General features: G+C 70.1%; 13 protein-coding genes and 2 tRNA genes. 5 read left to right on the plus strand and 10 right to left on the minus strand.

The window, feature by feature from the left end; translation table 11 throughout:
• Positions 1-206 precede the first annotated feature (206 nt).
• Together BMZ82_RS34310 and BMZ82_RS34315 are read left to right on the plus strand one after the other, a co-directional pair.
• Positions 207-761 carry a SigE family RNA polymerase sigma factor gene (locus BMZ82_RS34310; RefSeq protein WP_093781316.1) on the plus strand — a complete coding sequence of 185 codons (555 nt, stop codon included), beginning with the start codon at positions 207-209 and terminating at the stop codon, positions 759-761.
• A gap of 117 nt (positions 762-878) precedes the next feature.
• A complete protein-coding gene (locus BMZ82_RS34315) occupies positions 879-2,564 on the plus strand; it encodes a long-chain fatty acid--CoA ligase (protein WP_177244798.1) in 1,686 nt (561 codons plus the stop codon).
• 145 nt (positions 2,565-2,709) lie between these two features.
• Here the strand turns inward: BMZ82_RS34315 and BMZ82_RS34320 are convergent, their stop codons facing one another.
• Together BMZ82_RS34320 and BMZ82_RS34325 are read right to left on the minus strand one after the other, a co-directional pair.
• Positions 2,710-7,095 carry a PAS domain-containing protein gene (locus BMZ82_RS34320; protein ID WP_093781317.1) on the minus strand — a complete coding sequence of 1,462 codons (4,386 nt, stop codon included), beginning with the start codon at positions 7,093-7,095 and terminating at the stop codon, positions 2,710-2,712.
• 302 nt (positions 7,096-7,397) lie between these two features.
• Positions 7,398-7,925: an SSI family serine proteinase inhibitor gene (locus tag BMZ82_RS34325; RefSeq protein ID WP_093781318.1), complete on the minus strand. Its 528-nt coding sequence runs from the start codon at positions 7,923-7,925 to the stop codon at positions 7,398-7,400.
• Between the two features lie 155 nt (positions 7,926-8,080).
• On the opposite strand from BMZ82_RS34325, the gene BMZ82_RS34330 reads away from it, so the two are divergent.
• Both BMZ82_RS34330 and BMZ82_RS34335 read left to right on the plus strand, forming a co-directional pair.
• Positions 8,081-8,171 (plus strand) — tRNA-Ser (locus BMZ82_RS34330).
• Between the two features lie 192 nt (positions 8,172-8,363).
• Positions 8,364-8,436, plus strand: a tRNA-Arg gene (locus BMZ82_RS34335).
• 91 nt (positions 8,437-8,527) lie between these two features.
• On the opposite strand, the gene xerC is transcribed toward BMZ82_RS34335, so the two are convergent.
• The 7 genes from xerC to BMZ82_RS34365 all read right to left on the minus strand — a co-directional run bounded on the left by xerC (position 8,528) and on the right by BMZ82_RS34365 (position 14,328).
• Positions 8,528-9,811, minus strand: a complete 1,284-nt coding sequence (gene xerC / locus BMZ82_RS34340) for a site-specific integrase (protein ID WP_093781319.1) — start codon at positions 9,809-9,811, stop codon at positions 8,528-8,530.
• Positions 9,811-9,993 carry a helix-turn-helix domain-containing protein gene (locus tag BMZ82_RS34345; protein ID WP_093781320.1) on the minus strand — a complete coding sequence of 61 codons (183 nt, stop codon included), beginning with the start codon at positions 9,991-9,993 and terminating at the stop codon, positions 9,811-9,813. Before BMZ82_RS34345 ends, xerC begins: the two co-directional genes overlap by 1 nt.
• Positions 9,990-11,453, minus strand: coding sequence for a replication initiator (locus BMZ82_RS34350; RefSeq protein WP_093781321.1), 1,464 nt, complete (start codon positions 11,451-11,453; stop codon positions 9,990-9,992). The genes BMZ82_RS34345 and BMZ82_RS34350 overlap by 4 nt, the downstream gene beginning before the upstream one ends.
• Before the next feature lie 149 nt (positions 11,454-11,602).
• On the minus strand, positions 11,603-12,307 hold the full coding sequence (locus BMZ82_RS34355; protein ID WP_093781322.1) for a DUF2637 domain-containing protein: 705 nt from the start codon (positions 12,305-12,307) through the stop codon (positions 11,603-11,605).
• 58 nt (positions 12,308-12,365) lie between these two features.
• A complete protein-coding gene (locus BMZ82_RS34360) occupies positions 12,366-13,772 on the minus strand; it encodes an FtsK/SpoIIIE domain-containing protein (protein ID WP_093781323.1) in 1,407 nt (468 codons plus the stop codon).
• On the minus strand, positions 13,769-13,894 hold the full coding sequence (locus BMZ82_RS42290; RefSeq protein WP_256252264.1) for a hypothetical protein: 126 nt from the start codon (positions 13,892-13,894) through the stop codon (positions 13,769-13,771). The genes BMZ82_RS34360 and BMZ82_RS42290 overlap by 4 nt, the downstream gene beginning before the upstream one ends.
• An 83-nt stretch (positions 13,895-13,977) precedes the next feature.
• Positions 13,978-14,328: an SCO3933 family regulatory protein gene (locus BMZ82_RS34365; RefSeq protein ID WP_093781324.1), complete on the minus strand. Its 351-nt coding sequence runs from the start codon at positions 14,326-14,328 to the stop codon at positions 13,978-13,980.
• A gap of 173 nt (positions 14,329-14,501) precedes the next feature.
• Here BMZ82_RS34365 and BMZ82_RS34370 point away from each other — a divergent pair, with 173 nt between their 5' ends.
• Positions 14,502-14,981, plus strand: a complete 480-nt coding sequence (locus BMZ82_RS34370) for a GntR family transcriptional regulator (RefSeq protein WP_093781325.1) — start codon at positions 14,502-14,504, stop codon at positions 14,979-14,981.
• A gap of 887 nt (positions 14,982-15,868) precedes the next feature.
• Here the strand turns inward: BMZ82_RS34370 and BMZ82_RS34375 are convergent.
• Complete coding sequence (locus BMZ82_RS34375; protein ID WP_093781326.1) at positions 15,869-16,705, minus strand: protein kinase domain-containing protein; 837 nt, start codon at positions 16,703-16,705, stop codon at positions 15,869-15,871.
• Positions 16,706-16,900: the final 195 nt, after the last annotated feature.

A 16,900-nucleotide genomic window follows, 5' to 3' on the forward strand; every position in this document is an offset into this window, starting at 1 on the left:
AGCCGACGGGGTCGAAGGAGCCGACGGGGTCGAAGGAGCCGACGGGGCTGTAAGGGGCGTCACCCAAGGGTCATCCCGTAGTTGTCGACGTCCGTTCGTCCACCTTCAGGAGGTGAGGCGGGTACCGCCCCTACAACCTGAGAGGGACGCCCCTTCGGGACCTGCGGCCGATCCGCCCGAGCGGCGACCGAACCTAGCGTGGAGCCATGACCACACCCGTCTGCACCAGTGCTTCGAACGGCATGACGCGGCCTTCTCCGTACCCGTACCCGTCCTTCGCGTCGTACGTCAGGGCCCGTCAGCCGGTGCTGCTGCGCACCGCCCGGTCGCTGACCGCGAACCCGAGCGACGCGGAGGACCTGCTGCAGACCGCGCTCACCAAGACGTACGTCGCGTGGGAGCGGATCGAGGACCATCGGGCGCTCGACGGCTATGTCCGCCGGGCCCTGCTCAACACCCGTACGTCGCAGTGGCGCAAGCGCAAGGTCGACGAGTACGTGTGCGACGAGCTGCCGGAACCGGACCCGGTCGCGAGCGCGGAAGACCCGGCCGAGCACCAGGCCCTGCACGACGCCATGTGGCGGGCGATCACGAAGCTGCCCACGCGGCAGCGCGCGATGGTAGTCCTCAGGTACTACGAGGATCTCAGCGAGGCCCAGACGGCGGAGGTGCTCGGCGTCTCGGTGGGCACGGTGAAGTCGGCGGTGTCGCGGGCGCTCGGCAAGCTCCGCGAGGACCCTGAGCTTGTGCTCGTGCGATGACAGGGTGAGGTGAGGGTGAGGTCAGGGTCACCTGGGGGATAAACGAGGGCCGCTTCCTAGTGACATACCCATCGGTATGTGAGCAGACTTAGCACAACCGCTACCACCGTGTAGGCAATGTCGCTGCCCTGGGAGGACGCCGTGCTGAGCACCATGCAGGACGTACCGCTGACCGTCACCCGCATCCTCGAGCACGGTGTGCTGGTGCACGGGCGGTCCCGGATCACCACCTGGACCGGTGAGGGCGAACCGCAGCGGCGCAGCTTCGCCGAGGCGGGCACGCGCGCGGTGCAGTTGGCACACGCCCTGCGCGACGACCTGGGCGTCCGCGGCGACGACCGCGTCGCCACACTGATGTGGAACAACGCCGAGCACGTGGAGGCGTACTTCGCGATCCCCTCCATGGGCGCGGTGCTGCACACCCTGAACCTCCGCCTGCCGGCCGAGCAGCTCGTGTGGATCGTCAACCACGCCGCCGACAAGATCGTCATAGTCAACGGCTCGCTGCTCCCGCTGCTCGCGCCGCTGCTGGCGAAGCTGCCCACGGTCGAGCACATCGTGGTGTCCGGTCCCGGCGACCGCTCCCTCCTCGACGCCGCCGGCTCTCACGCGCGCGTGCACGAGTACGAGGAGCTGATCGCGGACAAGCCGACCACGTTCGACTGGCCCGAGCTGGACGAACGTCAGGCCGCCGCCATGTGCTACACCTCCGGGACCACGGGTGACCCCAAGGGCGTCGTCTACAGCCACCGGTCGATCTACCTGCACTCCATGCAGGTCAACATGGCCGAGTCGATGGGCCTGACCGACGAGGACACCACGCTCGTGGTCGTCCCGCAGTTCCATGTGAACGCCTGGGGACTGCCGCACGCCACCTTCATGACCGGCATCAACATGTTGATGCCGGACCGCTTCCTGCAGCCCGCGCCCCTCGCCGAGATGATCGAGCAGGAGAAGCCGACCCACGCGGCGGCCGTCCCCACCATCTGGCGGGGCCTGCTGGCCGAGCTCACCGCCAGGCCGCGCGACGTCTCGTCCCTCACCCAGGTCAGCGTCGGCGGCTCGGCCTGCCCGCCGTCCCTCATGCGGGCCTTCGACGACCTCGGTATGCGGATCTGCCACGCCTGGGGCATGACGGAGACCTCCCCGCTCGGCACCATGGCCCGCCCGCCGGCCCACGCCCTCGGTACCGACGAGGAGTTCGGCTACCGCCTCACCCAGGGCCGTTTCCCGGCCGGCGTCGAGGGCCGCCTCATTGGCCCCGGCGGCGAACGCCTCCCCTGGGACGGCGAGTCGGCCGGTGAACTGGAGGTCCGCGGCAACTGGATAGCGGGCTCCTACTACAACGGCCCCGACACCGAACCCCTGCGCCTCGCCGACAAGTTCAGCGAGGACGGCTGGCTGAAGACCGGCGACGTCGGCACCATCTCCCCCGACGGCTTCCTCACCCTCACCGACCGCGCCAAGGACGTCATCAAGTCCGGCGGCGAGTGGATCTCCTCGGTGGAGCTGGAGAACGCGCTGATGTCCCACCCGGCCGTCGCCGAGGCCGCCGTCGTCGCCGTCCCGGACGACAAGTGGGGCGAACGCCCGCTGGCCACGGTCGTCCTCAAGGAGGGCGCGACCGCCGACTTCGACGCCCTGCGCGCCTTCCTCGCCGAGGAGGGGAACATCGCCAAGTGGCAGCTCCCGGAGCGCTGGACGATCATCGAGGCGGTCCCGAAGACGAGCGTGGGCAAGTTCGACAAGAAGGTGCTGCGCAGGCAGTACGCGGAGGGCGAGTTGGACGTCACGCGGCTCTGATCCCGTCGGCCGGGTCGTTCACGTCCGGTCGGTCAGGTGTGTATGCCGGGCAGGGGCCGTGAGGCACCCGCCCTGCCCGGCGAGGCTGGTCTCGAATCCCGATGCCGGCCCGAGACCAGCGGCCTCAATCCCGAGACCAGCGGCCTCAGTTGGTGCCGATGCGGGCCAGCAGGTCCACGATCCTGCTCTGTACGTCGGGGCTGGTGGACCGCTCGGCGAGGAACAGGACCGTCTCCCCCGACGCCAGCCGCGGCAGGTCCGCCTGGTCGACGGCGGCCGTGTAGACGACCAGCGGGGTGCGGTTGAGCTGGCCGTTCGCCCGCAGCCAGTCCAGGATCCCGGACTGGCGGCGATCCACCTGCATCAGGTCCATCACGACGAGGTTCGGCCGCAGTTGCCCGGCGAGCGTGACGGCGTCCGCGTCGCTCGCCGCCCGCGCGACCTGCATCCCGCGCCGCTCCAGCGTCGAGGTCAGCGCCAGGGCGATCTCGGCGTGCTCCTCGACCAGCAGCACCCGCGGCGGATGCTGCTCGCTGTCGCGCGGCGCGAGCGCCTTCAGCAGGACGGCGGGGTCGGCGCCGTACGCCGCCTCGCGCGTCGCCTGCCCGAGCCCGGCCGTGACCAGCACCGGCACCTCCGCGGCGACGGCGGCCGTACGCAGCGACTGCAGCGCGGTCCGGGTGATCGGCCCGGTCAGCGGGTCCACGAACAGCGCGGCCGGGAAGGCGGCGATCTGCGCGTCGACCTCCTCGCGCGAGTTCACGATCACCGGCCGGTAGCCACGGTCGCTGAGCGCCTGCTGCGTGTTGACGTCCGGCGCCGGCCACACCAGCAGCCGACGCGGGTTGTCGAGCGGCTCCGGCGGCAACTCGTCGTCCAGCGGCTGCGGGCGCGGCGGATCCGCCACCTCGACGGCCCCTCCGGGCCCGTCCAGCGGCTCGGGCCCCTCGGCGGCGTTCTCGTCCGGGGCCCCTATGGCGTACGACCGCCCGGCCCCCTCGGTCCCCGGCCCACCGGGCACGAGCCGCGACTGACCGGCGAGGGAGGGGTGCGGGAGGGGTGCGGAGGCGGGCGTGGGAGTGGACGAGGCGGCGGCCTGTGGTGCTGTCGGTGCCTGCGGGACCTGCGCCCCGACGGGCTGCTCGGCCGACGGGTGCGGGCGGGCCGTCTGCTCCGGGCGCGTGGCCGGGTCGGGCGGAGTCCCCAGCTTGCGGCGACGCCCGGAACCACCGGGGGCGTTCGGGGCGGGGGTGGCCGAGGCGGACTGCGCCGACGACAGCCCCGGTTGCGCCTGCTGTGCCTGCTGTGCCTGCTGGGCTTGGTGAAGCGGCAGTGCTTGCTGCGGTTGTGGCTGCGGCTGCTGCACCTGCGCGGCCTGCCGGGTGAAGGGCACGCCCTGCCCCAGCGTCCGCACGCTGATCGCCCGCCCGTGCGTCGAGTGGGCGTCCACCGGCCGGCTCCCCGCGGCCTCGGCGGGCAACGGCTGCGCCGCCCGCGGCTGCCCGACGGCGGCTTCGGGCGGCAGTGGGGTGCCACCACCGGGCGTCGGCTGCGCGGGGGCGGGCGCGGCTTCGGCCGGGAGCGGCTGCCCGTGACCGGCGGCGACGGGCCGTTCGACGACCTCCGCCGCCTGCGCCTGCGCCTGCGCCTGTGCCGGGACGGCGGGCTGGGCGACGGCCCGGCGACGGCGGCCCGTGGGCGCGCTCGTGGGGTGCGGCTGGGGCGGGGTGTGGTCGTCGGCCTGGTCGTGCGGGACGGCGTCGTGCCGTCCTTGGTCGCCCGCCGAGCCCTCGACGGAACCCGGAACCGGAACCGGAACCGGAGCCTGGCCCTGGCCCTGCGCCTGGGCGGGAATCGGAGCCTGCGCGGGCACCGGAACGGCCCCCGGAACCGCTCCCTGAGCCGGAACCGGAACGGGACCCTGAGTCGGAACAGGAACAGCAACCGGAACCGGAACCGGAATCTGAGGGTGCCCCTGGGCCGGGATCGGCCCCGCCGCCCGCGCCTGGTCGGCGGCGCTCGTACCGCCGGAACCCGCCGCCTCCGGCACCCGGTCCGCCTCCGCCGGCGGCAGGGCGAACACCGCGCGCGGCCCCGCCTCCTGCGCGGCGGCGCGCTCGTTGGCGGCGGCCAGCGCCCGCCGACGGCGACCCGTCGGCTGCCCGCTCTCCTCCTCCGTACCGCCACCCGTCGCCGAGGCGTCGGCGGCGGCCGGCAGCGCATTCGCGATCGCGGGCAACGCGGGCGGCAACGCGTTCTGGAGCTGCTGGGGTTGGTGAAGCTGCTGGAGTTGCTGAGGTTGCTGGAGCTGTTGGGGTTGCTGGCCGTCCGGCGCGTGGCGGGCCCGCCGTCCGCCCGGCCCCGGCACCGGCACGCCCTGCGGCGGAACGGTGCCGCCGAGCCCCGTACCCGAGGCCGCGGTCCCCGCCGCATGCTCGGCGGCGGTGACGACCGCGCCCTCGCTCACCCCACCGTCGCCCCCGACACCGGCCCCCGCCTCGGCCCCCACGACGGCGATCTCGGCCGACGGCCCGCGCCGCAGCCCCGCACCGTCCGCGTCGCCCCCGGCGGACACCCCACCTGGCGTCCCTTCCAAGGCCGTGGCCACGGCGTCGGAGCCGGAGTCGGAAGCGGCACGCCTGCGTCGCCGTCCGGTCGGAACCGCGGCCTCCGCCTCGGTGCCGCCCTCGGCGGCAACCGGACCGTCCCCCTCCAGGAAGGCGTCCACGGAGGACCGCCGAGCCCGCCGACGCCCCCCGACAACCCCCTGCTCACCGGGAAGTTCCGCACCCCCGCCGCCCCCACCCGCGACGAGGGCGGGCAGCGCCATGGCGGCAGCCGGTTCCGGCGCCACGACGGCTCCCGCCCCACCACCCAACGGCACTTCCAGCACATACGCACTGCCGCTCATGCCCGGCACCTCGTGCGTCTGGAGCACGCCCCCGTGCGCGCGCACGATCCCGCGCACGATCGGCTGGTGCACGGGGTCGCCGCCGGCGTACGGCCCGCGCACCTCGATCCGTACGACCTCACCGCGCTGCGCGGCGGCCACCACGACCGTGTTGTCCATGTAACCGCCCGCCGAGACGGGCGCGTTGCCGGTGGCGTCGACGCCCGCGACGTCGGCCACGAGATGCGCGAGCGCGGTCGCCAGCAGCCGTACGTCGACCTCGGCCTCGATCGGCGGCGCGTGCACGGCGAACTGCACCCGGCCCGGCCCGATGAGCTCGACGGCCCCGTCGACACCGGCGGCGACGACGGCGTCCAGCATCACCTTCGTACGGACGACGGACTCGACCCCGGTGTCGAGCCGCTGGTACCCGAGGACGTTCTCGATGAGCGTGGTGATCCGCGAGTAACCCGCCGACAGGTGATGGAGCACCTGGTTGGCCTCGGGCCACAACTGGCCGGCGTCGTCCGCGGCGAGCGTGGCCAGTTCGCGGCGCAGCTCGTCCAGGGGACCGCGCAGGGAGTCCCCGAGCAGGGTGAGCAACTGCTCGTGCCGCCCGGCGAGCGCCTCGTACCGGTCCTTCTCCCGCTCGCCCAGCGAGGCGTAGCGCTCTTCGCCCGCCGCGAGCTCCTCCTCGTGCCGCTCGCGCGCCTCCTCGACCTCGGTGACGTGCTGCTGGCGCAGCGCGGTCAGGTCGGAGGCGTGCTCCTCGGAGAGCTTCTCCAGCTCCTCCGCGTGCAGCGCCTCGACGGCTTCCTTCTCCTCGGCGAGGGCGTCGTAGGGCCGCCGGTCGGTGAAGGTCATGACGGCGCCGACGAGTTGGTCGCCGTCGCGCACGGGAGCGGTGGTCAGATCGACCGACACCTTCTCCCCGCCCTTGGACCACAGCACCTGGCCGCGCACCCGATGCTTGCGCCCGGAGCGCAGGGTGTCGGCGAGCGGCGACTCGTCGTACGGGAACGGCGTGCCGTCGACGCGCGAGTGCAGCACGAGGTCGTGCAGCTCCTTGCCGCCGAGATCACTCGCCCGATAGCCCAGTATCTGGGCGGCGGCCGGATTGACGAGCACGATCCGCCCGTCGGTGTCGGTCCCTACGACGCCCTCGGACGCGGCCCGCAGGATCATCTCGGTCTGCCGCTGCGAACGCGCCAGCTCGGCCTCGGTGTCGACGGTGCCGGACAGGTCGCGTACGACGAGCATCAGCAGCTCGTCGGAGGCGGAGGGGTAGCCGTAGCCGTCGTAGGCCTGCTGCCCGTTCTCGAGGTTCGCGCTGGTCACCTCGACGGGGAACTCGGTCCCGTCGGTCCGGCGCGCGACCATCCGCGTCGGCTTGGTCCGGCCGCGCGGATCCATGTGGTCGGGCCGCCGCATGGACCCCGGGATCAGCTTGGAGTCGAACTGCGGCAGCAGATCGAGCAGCCCCCGCCCCACCAGAGCCGTACCCGGCGTCTCGAAGGCCTCGAGCGCGATGGTGTTCGCGTTGACGACCGTCCCGTTGGCGTTGACCAGCACCAACGCGTCGGGAAGAGCGTCGAGTATGGCTGCGAGGCGAGCAGCGCCTCGGGATGGCCTGCTGCTCACGAGTCGCTTCCTCCCTGTTACCGCACCTTGCCCACCGCTCGGGCCATCTTGCCAACCGGTCCGCAGCGTGTCACGCGAGGGAGTCTAAGGGCTGGGGTGCCGCCGGCGACGCCGGATGAGAGGCAGCTCGCACGACGAAGTGACACAGAACGTATGTCCTTACGTCTGTCCCTACGTCCGTCCTCGCATGTCGCCGCTCACGACCGGCTGCTCAGCCTTCGAGGGACCTTCGCGCGACTTTTACGGAACGGGTACTTCTGTCACGAGCGGCGAAGTCACGGTGTCGACGGGCAAGGGGGGTGTCAGTGGGCGAGGGACGGGCTCAGGTCCGGCAGCAACGGCACGAACCGATCCCACCGCTCGATCTGACAGCCGTTGCTGCGGTCGAACGTCGCGTCGACCGGACGCCCGGCCCAGCGGCCGGTGACATGGGCGGTGGCCGGTCCGCCGTACCGCATGGTGCAGACGCCGCCGTCCGGCACGGGCGCGAAGGCGTCCCGCCCCCACCGCGTGTTCCGGTCAACGGCGCGACACGCGCGTCCCACGTCCGGGTGATTGCCGCGCCCCGGGTGGCAGTACACCTCGAACGTCCCGTCGCCCCGCACGCCGGCCTGCCGGACGGTGACCGTCAGATGATCGCCGGAGATCCGGTCCTCCTCCCGGACGGGCGGCGGCGCGAGCGAGACGCCGTGGCCGGCCCCCCCGGCGTACGCGGCGACGGGCCAGCCGACCGCCGAGGCGACCACGGCGACGGACGCGACGGATGCGGCGAGGGCGAACCGCCGAAACCGCCGAAGCGGGATGCCCTGGAACGGGATGACCTGGAACATGACCGGACTAACGCCACGCCCCCGACGACGTTCCGCCCCGACAACGCCTTTGCCCTACGGCCCACCTGCCTAGTACCGTGGATGCCGATTGGTGACGCACCGCGAGACTGTGTCATCATCTGCACGCACCACTCGCACACGCGAGAGGTTGTGCTGGAGGCGTCGCCTAGTCCGGTCTATGGCGCCGCACTGCTAATGCGGTTTGGGACTTCAATCCCATCGAGGGTTCAAATCCCTCCGCCTCCGCTCGATCACCGAAGCCCCGGTCAAGCCGACCGGGGCTTCGTCGCGTCCCAGCCCCCTTCCGAGCCGTTTCCGCAGCTCACAAGGGGTACGGCAAACGGATTTCACATGACGGCGGCAGTCATGTAATGTTCTTCCTGTCGCCGCGAGCGGCCCAGAAGGGCCCCAAGCAAAGACAGAAAAACCAAATAACAAGCACTCGTAGCTTAACGGATAGAGCATCTGACTACGGATCAGAAGGTTGCAGGTTCGAATCCTGCCGAGTGCACAGCAGACCAGAGGCCCTAAGGATCAGTCCTTAGGGCCTCTGGGTTTTGCGTTGACGGCAGTGTTTGACGGCAACCGCCTTTGCGAGCCGATCAGACGGCTACCGGGGCACCGGCCGCGCCGTCGTCATCGTCCGGATCGTTGCCGTCACCCCTCAGGGCGTCCCCCACTCGATCGAACGCCGAGCGCTGCGAGTCGAGCCGGACGAAGGTGTAGATGTCCATGGTCACGCGGATCGAGCTGTGGCCGAGGACTTCCATGATCATGCGAGCGTCGGCACCCTGTTCGTGGAGGAGCGACGCGCAGGTGTGCCGCAGGTCGTGAAAGCGGACCTTGCGAACGCCGGCCCGAATGGACAGCGCCTCGAAGGAGCGGTTCAGATTGCGCGGCTCGATGGGGGTTCCATTCCGCGTGGTGAAGACGAGCCCCTGCCCCGTCCCCTTCCAGTTGTTGCCAGCTTCCTTCCGGTCGGCGATCTGCTGGGCGCGCTGAGCACGGAGCGCGGTCACGCACTCGGCCGGTAGAGCCACGCGACGGGCCGAGCGCTGCGTCTTCGGGGCGACGATCAGCAGCTCTCCGCCGACTCGCTGAAGGGCCTGCCGCACGGTGAGGACGCCTTCGAGGAGGTCCACGTCCGACCACCGCAGCCCGAGCAGCTCCCCGCGCCGCAGGCCGATGCGGACCGCCAGCTCGTACGCGGCCCACAGCCGGTTTTCCCTGGCCGCAGTCAGGAGCTGACGTCCTTCCCTGACCGTGAGTGGTTCGATCTCGCGCTTCGTTCCCATGCTCAGCTCCACGTTCCTGGCCACGTTGCGGGGCAGCTCGTCCTCACGCACGGCGTGCTGGAGAGCGGCACGCATGATCACCAGCAGGAAGCGCACGGTCCGGTCAGACGGAAGTTTCTTGCAGCACGTGCCGAGGGCGCAGCAGCGCCGCCTGTGCTCGGGCCGCTTCTTGTCCTTGCCCTGCGCGCAGCACTGGCAGGTGACGGCCGTCTTCGCGAGGAAGGCGCGTATGTCGCGCGCCGTGAGCCGGGCGAGCTTCTTCCGGCCGAACTCGGGGGTGACGTAGTTGCGGACGAGGGACTCGTAGTTGACGTAGGTGGTCCTGCGGACCTTGCCCATGGCGATGTTGGTCAGCCAGTACGCCAGGTACTCGGCGATCGTCATCTTGTTGGTGGCGACCGGGAGACCGTTGAGGGAGTCGGCTTTCAGCTTGGTCAGCTTCTCGTGCGCGTCGTCCCAGGTCTTGCCGTAGACGCTGCGCCGCTTGTAGGTGCCGTCTGTCGTGAGGACGTAGGCACTGCCCTCCCAACGACCATCCTTGCGCTGGTAGATGGTGCCCTCGTTGTTGGGGTTCTTCTTCGGCGTGGCCATCAAGCGGCTTCCTGTTCGGTGCGGAGGGATACGTACGCGTCCACGGCGGCTTCGCTGATACGGCGGCAGCGGCCGATCTTGAAGGAGGCGAGTTCGCGGGAGCGGATGAGGTCGTGGACCTTCCAGCGGCTGATGCCAAGACGCTCGGCGACCTGGTCCACGGTGAGCACGGCCGTCGTCATGCAGGCAGCAGCCCTTCTTGTTTGGCGCGTTGGGAGTGAGCGATCTCGTGGCGGACCTGGGCGGCGAGGAGTTCTTCGCCGGGGCGGTAGCCGCTGCTGAGGTAGGTCCACGAGGAGGCGGTGACGAGGGTGGTGTTCTCGTCGTCGACCGGAAGGCCGGCCTGGATGCGGGCGGCTTCGGCCTGGGCGGTGCGCCAGGCTCGGCGTACGTCGCGGAGTGCGCCGAGGGTGGTCGAGTAGGCGCGGGACTTGCTGGAGAAGTGGCCGCGGAATCCGAGCATGTGGGCCCACTTCCAGAGCTTGAGGTGGGCGAACTCGGGGAGGTGGCCGAGCGCCCAGGCGGTGCGGATCATCTGCCGTGAGTGCTGCTGGATGGGGAGGTCGGTGAGGGGTTCGGCTTGGCCGGTGCCGTCGCAGTCGGCGCAGAGGTCGTGGAAGCCGTCGGGGCCGCGTACGTGGCCGCGTCCGGTGCAAGGGCGGCACACGAGGGTGCGGTCCACGGTGCCCGCGCCTTCGGCGTTCTTGGTGGCGTACTTGGCGACGTATCCGGCGACTTTGGCGTCTGTGAGTTCGCCGTCTCCGAGGGCGGAGATCTCGTCCACCTTGAAGCGGTCGCCCCACCTGATGACGCGTTCGCCGACCGCGTCCGACTCGACGATGAGCCGGGCACGGTCGACCGCCAGGCCGACGGCGACGTTGAGGGCGTCGAAGGTGGCCCAGGCCGGGGGCGAGGTGGTGTGGCCGTCGGGACCGTCGAAGCGGACGACCGCGTGGAAGTGGACCAGGCCGCGTTGCTGGTACTCGGCGACCTTGGCGAAGGAGACGCGGAGGGCCATGTTGAGTGCCTTCTGCGTCATGCCCAGGTGCTCGGCGAGGGCGCGGCGCAGGTAAGTGGTGAAGCGTGCCCACAGCGCCCCGGCGTAGGCGTTCCACAGAACTGCGCCGGTGTAGTCGTAGCGTGCCGGGTGGAGGGGAGTGCCGAGTTGGGGTGCGTCCTGGGGGTGGCTTTCGCCGCATGCGCAGGGGCGGGGCTTGGCTGCGTCGGTCGTGGGGCGGTTGTGGACGGGGCCGAAGGACGGGGCGGTGAGGGTGACGAAGGCGCGTGGGTGGTGGCGGACGGCTTCGGCGATGTTCTTGCCGCCGGACAGCCCGGCCTTGATCAGGTGGTAGGTGTCGGCGGCGTAGAGGCGGGAGCAGGCGGGGCAGCGGGAGGCGCGGCGGTTGCCGCAGGTGGTGAGGAGTCGGCCGGAGGGTTCGTCTTCGGAGCGGTAGGAGCGGACCACTTGCTTGGTGGTCTGGTCGGTGGTGACGGTCCAGCCGTGCAGGTTGACGGGGCTGGTGCAGCCGCGAAGGTTGCGGACCTGTTCCGTCACGCGGTCGAAGTCGTCGGTGTTGGCCAGTTCGACCAGGTCCCGCAGGCCGGGGCTGATGATGTGGCGCAGGTCGAGGGGGCGGCGCATGGGTGGCGGGGTGTCCCTTCTGGCACGAGGGTGGGCGTGCGGGCAGCAGCGATTCAGTGCGCTCGGGCTGCTGCCCGCAGGCATGGCAGGTCGGCCCAGGGAGCGGGCGTGGTGGGAAGTGCCGGAGAGGCCGGCGGAAGGGTGTGGCCCTACAGAGCGGCGTGAAGCGCGGTGGCCATGGGGAGGCCGATCCCGAGTCGCGTCTTGAGCTGGGCTGCCGTGATCGGTTCGCCGTGCTCGGAGTGGTGGGACGTCGCGATGGTGCGGGCTTCGGTCAGCAGCGGCTCAGGCACCTTGACCGCAGGTGAAGCGGGGCCCGGGGCGACGTGAGGAGTGACCGGGGCCGGGGCCGGGGCCGGAACGGTGAGGGGCAGCTCAGGGCAGGACGCGTCGGAAGTCGTCTCAGGCTTCGACTCGATCTCGTCCGGCAGGGACGCGGGTTCGGCGGGGTGCGCAACGGTGTGGAAGGCGCGCAGGAGCTGCGGGCCGACGGTGCCCCAGCCGAGGAGGAGCAAGGGGGCCACCGCGTCAACGGCGGCGCGGCCGTAGTGTCCGGCGACGATCGGTTCTGCGACGTTGAGGGCCAGGGTCAGCAGTCCGGAGAAGTGCATGAGGCGAGTGGCGGCCGTCATCTGTTCGGCGGGCAGGCCGCGCAGGGAGAGATAGCGCAGGGCGACCAGGAGGCCGACCACGGAGAGGTCCACCATCGGAGCGATGAGTGGTGCGATAGGGCCGGGGACGCCCAGGCGCAGGGCGAGGGACCAGACGTTGCCGAAGGAGAAGACGAACGCCAGCGCGGCAATGACGATCATGACGGCGGTGATGGTGCGCTGAGTGATTCGGTCCTCTGTCATGGGTGTTCACCTCCTCTCCTGAGTGTCGGGAACGTGCGGGCGCGGTAGGTCAGGCTGCTCAGGCGTCGAGCTTGGTGAAGTCCACGTCGGTCATCGGAAGACCGAGGAAGGCTTCGAGGAGGGCGTACGGGTCGGTGGTGAGGGTCGCCGTCTGTTCGGCGACGAGGGCTGCTTCCGCGTCGGGTACGTAGGGCGTGCGGATGCGGGTGAAGCCGGGCTGTGACTGGTGGTTCATGGACGCGACGCCGACATAGGTGGGGTCCTGGAGGTTGATCGGGTTGGCGTCGGGCCATTCCCGGATCTCCTCGCCGAGCGCGGCCACGGCGGCTTCGGCGGTCTTCTGCGCGAAGCTCAGGCCCACGGGGCACACGTCGCGGATGAAGGTGGGGATCGCGTCGCCGGTGGACTTCTGGGTGGTGAGGATGGTGAGCAGCCCCACGGACCGGCCCTTCTTCACCAGGTCTTCCACGAGCCGGGCGTTTTCGGCAGCGAGCGCGGCGAGCTTCTTCGTCTGTGGGTCGCTGCCCTTGTGGTCGCGGAAGTACGTGTGGGCTTCGTCGACGATCAGCACGACCAGCGGCCAGTTCTCGGACGGGCCGACGTCCCACATCGACTTCACCCCGAGCACCTGACGCACCGACGCCGACCGCGCGCGCCGCAGCTCCACCAGGTGCCGGAACAGCTTGTTGGCTTCGTCGAGGTCATCGCCCACGAAGGCGAACATGCGTTGGACCCAGTCGGCGTAGTCGCCCTCGTGAGCAGCCGACACCTTGCCGTCCGCGCAGGCGAACTGCACTGCGGGCGAGGGTGCCCAGTCCGAGAGGAGCCGGTTGATCAGGCTGGTCTTGCCGAAGCCGGGGAGGCCGGCCACGGTCACGCCGGGCACCTGCGTGAGGTTCACGGACACCGGCTGTGCGTACTCGTCGAGGCCCAGGTCCCACCGGGCCGTCTCGTCCGGTACGTCACCCGTGGGGAGATGCTCGGTGGGGAACTTCAGCGGATCGAGCCGTACGCCCCGGATGAGGACCTGTCCGGGCTTGTCCTGAGTGACCGCGACCCGCGTGCACCTCCAAGCGTCCGCCAGGTGTGGGGCGGCTTTCTGGAACTGTTGCAGGCCTATACCGGGCAGGCAGTTCGCCCGCGCGATCACTCCGTACGCGTCGTGCACGACCTTCAAGGCAGGTATGAGGACGCGGGGCCTGATGGGCTTGCCCTCCGGGTTCGCCAGCGACGCGAGTGCGGTCGGGGTCTTGTCCGTGGCCGACAGCTTGAGCATCGGCGCGAGCCGCTTCCAGCCTCGCCGGATGCGCACGGCCTGCCGGATGGACTGCCGGGTCATGGCGTCGGCGCGCAGGTAGCGGACTACCCACCAGGTCGCCCATCCGACGAGTACGGCCAGGGCCAATCCGACCATCAGCGAGGCGAACCTGAAGGCTGCTTCCGCCGTGTCGTTGAGGTCCTTCATCTGTCCTTCTCCAACGGCTTGTAGAGGAAGGCCGCGAGGGCCGATTCGAGGGCCACCCGATCCGCCGGGGTGCTGACGCCGGGGTAGCCGTAGCCGACGAGCACGGCCGCCAGCGAGGTCACGAGTGATTCGGTGAACCGGGCATCCGGCCCGGCGTGAGGCAGCGGGTAGCTGCGCTCAGCGCCGGACCGAGAAGCGTTGACACTCACGCCGCCTCGGCAGCGGGGCCGACCAGGTCCACGCGGTCCGCGCGGTAGGCGATGCCGTCCGAGAGCGAGCCGTTGAAGATCCGCGCCCACGGAGTGGCGAACAGGTCCACCGGCATGACCGGCACACCAGGCTTGAGGCCGTTGGGGAGACCAGTCTCCGGAACGGTGATTTTCAGCGCCTCGGCACGGTCCTCCTCCATGAAGAAGAGGGTGAGCGTGTAGAGCTTCGCGCCGGTCTCACGGTCGGTCGCGAACTGCGTCTTCTCCTGGTCCGCGTACTTCGGCACCGGCAGGGTGCCGACCATGAACGACGAAGTGGGGAGCAGGCCAACACGGATGCGTGCCATGGGAGTTGATTCCTTTCGATCGCGCTCCACCCGGGCGGCGGGGCGTGATCACCATTGAACATAGCTGACCTAGCAGTGTCAAGTGAGAGGTGTGAGCTAGATGTCTGTTGATATATAGGCCACCTATGTCAGTGGGGTGTGCTAGGGGTGCTAGGAATCGCTACTCTTGGGACATGAGCCCCGTGCCAGAGAGCAAGCAGGACCGTCGGCCGCCGTATCAGCACGCTGCCGACGAGCTTCGGCGCGACATCTTGCAGGGGCGGATCAAGCCGGGCGAGCAGATGCCGGCCATTCGCGAGCTACAGGAACGGTTCGGCGTGGCCAACATGACCATGAGGTCCGCGCTCAACGTGCTGCGCGATGAGGGCTTGATCTACACGATCCACGGTCGGGGCAGCTTCGTCGCAGACCACGATGCCGGCGGCGAGTTCTCGGCGAACTACACCGCGCCGGCTTGGTACTTGGCGAACAAGAACGAGGTGCCAGACCGGGCAGAGCTGATGGAGGGCAGGCCCGACGACGCCGAAGCCGCCGGGGCCACCCTCGCTGAACTGCTCACAGCACTACGTGACGAGATCCGTGCCCTCAGTGCTGATCATCAGGAACTGCGGCGTGAGGTTGAGGAGTTGAAGGCTCAGCGGTCGAAGCCGTAGTCCTGAGCTGGGCTAGTTCCTCTCGCAACTCCCTGGTCTCCCTGCCCAGACGGACGACTATGGCCCGCATCTCCTTGATCAGTGCGGCTACCTGATCCGTGTCGCCTACGTGAATGCTCGTTGACCCCATTTCGGTGTCCGGTATGTGCTCGCTCATTGCTCCCCGCTTGCCGCCGTGCCGTCGTTCCGTACCGCGCTTGCTCGAACCGCCGGGGCTTGCTCACGGCACCGTCTCTCTCAGGTTGCGCGACCACTGCCCTGCGGTGCTGTTCAGAGTTTCTTTACTGGATCAAGGCGGCCCGCTGGCGCGGGCCGCGCGCGCTGGCGGCCACGGGCCGCCGCCGCTCCCTGTCTCCGCCACCGCTGCGCCGGCCCCCGGCCACTCAGCGCGCAGCACCGCCAAGGCAGACAGCCAAGCCAGGAAGTAACTCGCCCAGCCCGAGCACCAGGACGACGACCAGGACCACGGCCGGGACCAGGCCGAGCCCGACCAAGCGTGACCGCGCCGTCAGGCTGACCACGTTTCACAATCGGAAAGCGTGGCTGAGGCCCGAACGGGGTTGCTGGAGACATACGTGACGGGTGCTCGTTCGACTCTCCCGCCGCCGTGGCTGACTTTCGGTGGCTCAGGTCAGAACTGCACTTCCAATGACCGAAGTTCAACAGCCCTCCTCTCTAACTCGACAGCGGCAAGTAGGGGTTGCAGCCGCACCCGAATCTGCGCACGCCGACCGCCCCGGTACCATCGGCACCGGGGTCCTGATCAGGGCTTCCGCGACCGGACCACCCGGAATGCTGTCCAGGCTGAGGGGTGGTCCGGTCTTTTGTTGTCGGAGTCCGCGCACGGGTGACGCGAGACGGGTTGGAGCCGAGTCGGGGCGTCGGGTTCAGATCAGGGCTTTGATCACCTCGTAGATGGTGGGCCGATCCTCGGGTGCGTGGCTGAGCATGGCGTCGACGAGTTTGCTCAGCTCGCCGGGCACCTTCACGGGGCGACGTCGGCCGTCGGCCACTGCTTCTCTCTGCACGGGGCGAGGTGCGTCGTCCGGGTATTCGACCGCCCGCCAGCCGGTGGCGGAGATGAGGAGGGAGGCCCCGAGCGCGTAGATGTCGGCTTCCTGCGTGGGTTCGGCTTCTCCGGTGTCGAGGACGCTGCGGGCGATCTCCGGTGCCTCGTAGTGGACGAGACAACCGCGGAACGGGAAGTCGTACCCCTCGGGTACCCGCCCGCCCCGGGCCAGGGCGAGGTCGATGAGATGGGTTCGCTGCGGCCCGATGATGAAGTGGGCGGGCTGCACGTCACCGTGAGCCCAGCCTCGTACGTGGAGATCGGCGAGGGCTTCGGCGCACCTCCGGGCCACGCTGGTCTGGGGTTTGATGGCCGAGCCTCGCTTACGGCACGGCTCCCACAGCGTGTGGAGGTCTGGCCCTTCGTGCCACGCCTGGAAGTTCCACGTGCCGTGCTCCCATTCGCCGTAGGCGATGGTGTCGAGGCCGAGGCGATGCAGGACGGCCCCCTCGCGTGCGGGGGCGAGCGCGGTCCAGGGCTGGGCGGGCCACTCGTCGGTGGCCTCGATCGGATGGCCGAGCTTCACTGCGTAGTGGCCCCGGTGGCTCTCGACCTCCCAGACCGTGGAGCCCCGGCGGTTGATGACCATGCGCTGTGCGGTGGGCATGAGGGCGTCGAGCACCACGATCGGGAGTTCAGGGGTTGGGCCGGACAAGGTCTCTTTCTCCTTCCGGGCGAGCGCGGCCGTCCACGTGTCGAGGCCGGCCGCGTCACTGGTGTCGGGTGCTTACGCCTGACCGTAGGGTCGGCCGCAGTCCGAGTCGCACTGCGCGAGGTTGGTGCCGTCCACGGTCCACAGGTCGTCGAAGACCGTGAACCCGGCCGCCTTCATGGCACGAGCCGAGGCGGC

Origin of the sequence: Streptomyces sp. yr375, from assembly GCF_900110755.1 — a bacterium.
Taxonomy (GTDB): Bacteria; Actinomycetota; Actinomycetes; order Streptomycetales; family Streptomycetaceae; genus Streptomyces.

Excerpts from the sequence above, each read along its gene's own strand:
- BMZ82_RS34365 (WP_093781324.1), bottom strand. The coding sequence starts at position 14,328 with ATGGCACGCATCCGTGTTGGCCTGCTCCCCACTTCGTCGTTCATGGTC.
- BMZ82_RS34325 (WP_093781318.1), bottom strand. The coding sequence starts at position 7,925 with ATGTTCCAGGTCATCCCGTTCCAGGGCATCCCGCTTCGGCGGTTTCGG.
- BMZ82_RS34360 (WP_093781323.1), bottom strand. The coding sequence starts at position 13,772 with ATGAAGGACCTCAACGACACGGCGGAAGCAGCCTTCAGGTTCGCCTCG.
- BMZ82_RS34310 (WP_093781316.1), top strand. The coding sequence starts at position 207 with ATGACCACACCCGTCTGCACCAGTGCTTCGAACGGCATGACGCGGCCT.
- BMZ82_RS34345 (WP_093781320.1), bottom strand. The coding sequence starts at position 9,993 with ATGACGACGGCCGTGCTCACCGTGGACCAGGTCGCCGAGCGTCTTGGC.
- BMZ82_RS34370 (WP_093781325.1), top strand. The coding sequence starts at position 14,502 with ATGAGCCCCGTGCCAGAGAGCAAGCAGGACCGTCGGCCGCCGTATCAG.
- BMZ82_RS34350 (WP_093781321.1), bottom strand. The coding sequence starts at position 11,453 with ATGCGCCGCCCCCTCGACCTGCGCCACATCATCAGCCCCGGCCTGCGG.
- BMZ82_RS34355 (WP_093781322.1), bottom strand. The coding sequence starts at position 12,307 with ATGACAGAGGACCGAATCACTCAGCGCACCATCACCGCCGTCATGATC.
- xerC (WP_093781319.1), bottom strand. The coding sequence starts at position 9,811 with ATGGCCACGCCGAAGAAGAACCCCAACAACGAGGGCACCATCTACCAG.
- BMZ82_RS34315 (WP_177244798.1), top strand. The coding sequence starts at position 879 with ATGTCGCTGCCCTGGGAGGACGCCGTGCTGAGCACCATGCAGGACGTA.